At 65.0% G+C, this 3,716-nt stretch carries 3 protein-coding genes; all 3 read right to left on the bottom strand.

What is annotated here, in order from left to right; translation table 11 throughout:
* Positions 1 to 29: 29 nt before the first annotated feature.
* A complete protein-coding gene (locus ACIPIA_RS12125) occupies positions 30 to 2,243 on the bottom strand; it encodes a RelA/SpoT family protein (protein WP_400509822.1) in 2,214 nt (737 codons plus the stop codon).
* Between the two features lie 163 nt (positions 2,244 to 2,406).
* Positions 2,407 to 2,796, bottom strand: coding sequence for a DNA-directed RNA polymerase subunit omega (gene rpoZ / locus ACIPIA_RS12120; protein ID WP_265052793.1), 390 nt, complete (start codon positions 2,794 to 2,796; stop codon positions 2,407 to 2,409).
* Positions 2,797 to 2,900: 104 nt separating this feature from the next.
* Positions 2,901 to 3,716, bottom strand: an 816-nt coding sequence (locus ACIPIA_RS12115; RefSeq protein ID WP_400509820.1) for an ATP-binding protein, incomplete at its 5' end; no start/stop codon positions are given.

Here is a 3,716-nt window from a genome sequence, read left to right as displayed (position 1 = left end):
GTGCGGGAGCTGGCGGCGGCTTTCCGGGGCTAGCCGACCATCCGCTCGACGCGGCTGATCACCCGTTTCTCCCGCAGTTCGCTGATGATCGCCGAGAGGTGCTTAAGGTCCCAGACCGTGAGATCGATCGTGACATCGGTGAAGTCCGGGTTCGGACGATTCATCGAAACCGAATCGATATTGCCGTCGTGCTCGGCGATCGTCGTCGTGATCTGGGCGAGCGAACCCGGTTCGTTGAGCGATTTCAGAGCGATCCGCGCGGGGAAACGCTGAGGCACCTTGTCGTCGAGGTCCCAGCGGACATCGAGCCAGCGCTCGGGCTCATTGTCGAAAGCGGCAAGTGCGGGCGACTGGATCGGATAGATCGTCACCCCCTCGCCCGGCGTCAGAATGCCGACGATGCGGTCGCCCGGCACGGCACCGCCATGCGGGGCGAAGCGCACGGGCAGGTCGCGTCCAAGGCCCCGGATCGGAATGGCGCTATCGGAAGGCGCCTCTCCCGGCAGCTTGAACTTGAGATTCTCGCCCTGGCGGAGTTCGAACCAGCCCTTGCCGCTGGCCGCGGCGCCGGTCTTGGTCTCGGCTGCGGCGCGCTTCTCTGGCTCGAGATCCGGATAGACCGCCTTGACGACATCGCCGGAATACATCTCGCCACGGCCGACTGCGGCGAGCACGTCATCGACCGTGTTGCGGGCGAGCCGCTTCAGCGCGGCCTTGAGCTTCTCGTCCGAGAAGGCGCGCTCGGTGCGGGAGAAGGCGCGCTCGAGGATCTGCCGGCCGAGCCCTGCATATTGACGCCGGACAGCAGCACGCGTCGCACGCCGGATGGCGGCCCGAGCCTTGCCGGTGACGACGAGGGATTCCCAGGCGGCCGGGGGCGCCTGTCCCTCGGCGCGGGTGATCTCGACCTCGTCGCCGTTCTGCAATTCGGTCAGCAACGGAGCGATGCGCCCGTTGATCTTGGCGCCCACGGCGCTGTTGCCGACGTCGGTGTGGACGGCATAGGCAAAATCGATCGGCGTGGCGCCGCGCGGCAGGGCGATGAGCCTGCCCTTCGGCGTGAAGCAGAAGACCTGGTCGTGGAAGAGCTCGAGCTTGGTATGCTCGAGGAACTCTTCGGGGCTGTCGCCCTCGGCCAGCAGGTCGACGGTGCGGCGCAGCCATTGATAGGCGCGGCTCTCGTCGCCGAGCTGGATCGGCTCGCCCGGGCGACCGTCCTTGTAGTGGGCATGGGCGGCAATGCCATATTCGGCGATGCGGTCCATCGTATCGGTGCGGATCTGCAGTTCGACGCGGCTATGGCCCGGGCCAACGACCGTGGTGTGGATAGAACGGTAGTCGTTCTGCTTCGGCGTCGAGATGTAGTCCTTGTAGCGGCCCGGCACCATCGGCCAGGTCATATGAACGATGCCGAGAACGCGGTAGCAATCCTCCGGCTTCTCGACGATGACGCGGAACCCGAAGATGTCGGAGAGCTGCTCGAAGGAGACGGATTTCCGCTCCATCTTCTTCCAGATCGAATAGGGCCGCTTGCGCCGCCCGGAGACCTGGGCCTGGATGCCGCTGGCGGCAAGCTTCTCCTTGAGATCCTGCTCGATCTCGCCGATGACCCTGCCCTCGCGCTCGGTGACCTCCTCCAGCCGCTTGGTCACGGTGGCGTGGGCTTCCGGCTTGATGTGGCGGAAGGACAGCTCCTCCAGCTCCTCGCGCAGCTCCTGCATGCCCATGCGGCCGGCGAGCGGAGCGTAGATCTCGATCGTCTCCTCGGCGATGCGCAGGCGCTTTTCGGGTGGGACGAAATGCAGCGTCCGCATGTTGTGAAGCCGGTCCGCAAGCTTCACGAGCAGCACGCGGACATCGTCTGCGATCGCGAGCAGCAGCTTGCGGAAATTCTCGCCCTGCGCCGCCTTCTTGGAGACGAGATCGAGCTTCTTGATCTTCGTGAGACCGTCGACGAGCCGGCGGATATCCGGCCCGAACATGCTCTCGATCTCCTCGAGCGTCGCCGCCGTATCCTCGACCGTATCGTGAAGGACTGCGGCGACGATAGTGGCATCGTCGAGCTTGAGATCGGTCAGAATCGCCGCGACTTCGAGCGGATGAGCGAAGAACGGATCCCCGGAGGCACGTTTCTGCGTGCCATGTGCGCGCATGGCATACACATAGGCCCGGTTGAGCAGGTCCTCGTCGGTGTTCGGATTGTAGCTCCTGACCCGGTCAACGAGCTCGTATTGCCGCATCATGCCCATGCGGGCCCCTGCCTCAACCTTCGATCATTGCAACACATTATTATCGACACGGGCATCAGTGGCGGCAAGGCGTTTTCCGGATGGCGGGCATGAAAAAGCCCGGCACGGCCGGGCTTTAACTTCAAACTGTGAACAATCGATTCACGCAGACCGAGGATCAGTCCTCGTCGTCGGCGCTCTCGGTCGGCGGCACGAGACCATCGAGACCGCGAAGGAGGTCTTCCTCGCTCATGCGGTCGAACTGGACTTCGCTGTCGGGCGTGGCGGCGGCAGAGGGGCTGGCGAGCAACGGCACGGTCTCCTGCTCCGGCTCGTCGACCTCGACATGCTTCTGCAGCGAGTGGATCAGATCTTCCTTCAGATCCTCGGGCTTCAGCTTCTCGTCGGCGATTTCGCGGAGCGCAACGACGGGGTTCTTGTCATTGTCGCGCGCGACAAGGATCGACGAGCCCGACTGGATCATCCGCGCGCGATGGCTAGCGAGCAGCACCAGCTCGAAGCGGTTTTCGACCTTGTCGATGCAGTCTTCAACGGTGACGCGAGCCATGGCCGGCTCCTTCCGATCTCAGCGATGCAGGGAAAATGGATTGAGCACGGCCATACAGGCAATGCTGCCGCGATGCAAGAATTTCACGCTCGGCCGCGGACCGTTCAGGCCCGCATGCGCCGCACGATGTCGTCAAGGGTGGGCTCGAGCCGGCCGCCGCCTTCACCGGTGTGACCGCCCATGGCGGGCAGCTCGTGCGGCTTAAGCTCGGCAAAGCGCATGCGCATCGTCGTGGCGACGCCCTCGCCAAAGGCGATCGCCTCTCGGTTTCCGATCGCCGACAGGAAGTTCACCATGCTGGCGGACGCGTCCGAAATCGCGGAGCGGATGATCTGCTGGTCGCGGTCGTTGGCGAGCCGCATGGCGAAAATCGTCGAGCACTGGGACAGGATGGTCGGGTCGAGTTCGCCCGGCCGCTGGGTGACCACGCCGAGATAGGCCCCGTACTTGCGCCCTTCCTTGGCGATGCGCGCGATCGCCTGACGGGTCGGCGCGAAGCCAAGCCTCGGATCGGACGGCACATAACGATGCGCCTCCTCGCAGAGCACCAGCACCTCGCAGGCGCCCTGGCTTGCCATGGCGAGTTCGAAGGCGAGCCGGGACAGCACCGAGGCCACCGCATTCACCACCTCGGCCGGCAAGCCGCCCAGCTGGAAGGCCGTGATCGGCCGGCCATGCATCGGGATCCGGAAGAGCTGGCCGAGAATCGGCGCCACGGTCTCGTACATGTTGGCGCGGCCGAACATGAACCTGTACCGCGGATCGGCATGGAGGGATTCCAGCCGGACCTTCAGCGAGCGCAGCGCAGCGCGCGGCCAGCGCTGCTCATGCAGGCCGATCAGTTCATCGAGCGCCGCGAAGGCGTCCTTCAGGCGATACGGCGTCGACGCATCGACGCCGGACGAAGACACGACCTCGGG

The organism is Allobosea sp. CER48 (assembly GCF_044752385.1).
Taxonomy (GTDB): Bacteria; Pseudomonadota; Alphaproteobacteria; order Rhizobiales; family Beijerinckiaceae; genus Allobosea.
The sequence above is the reverse complement of the archived record's forward strand: the minus strand, read 5'-3'. Positions and strand labels throughout refer to the sequence as shown.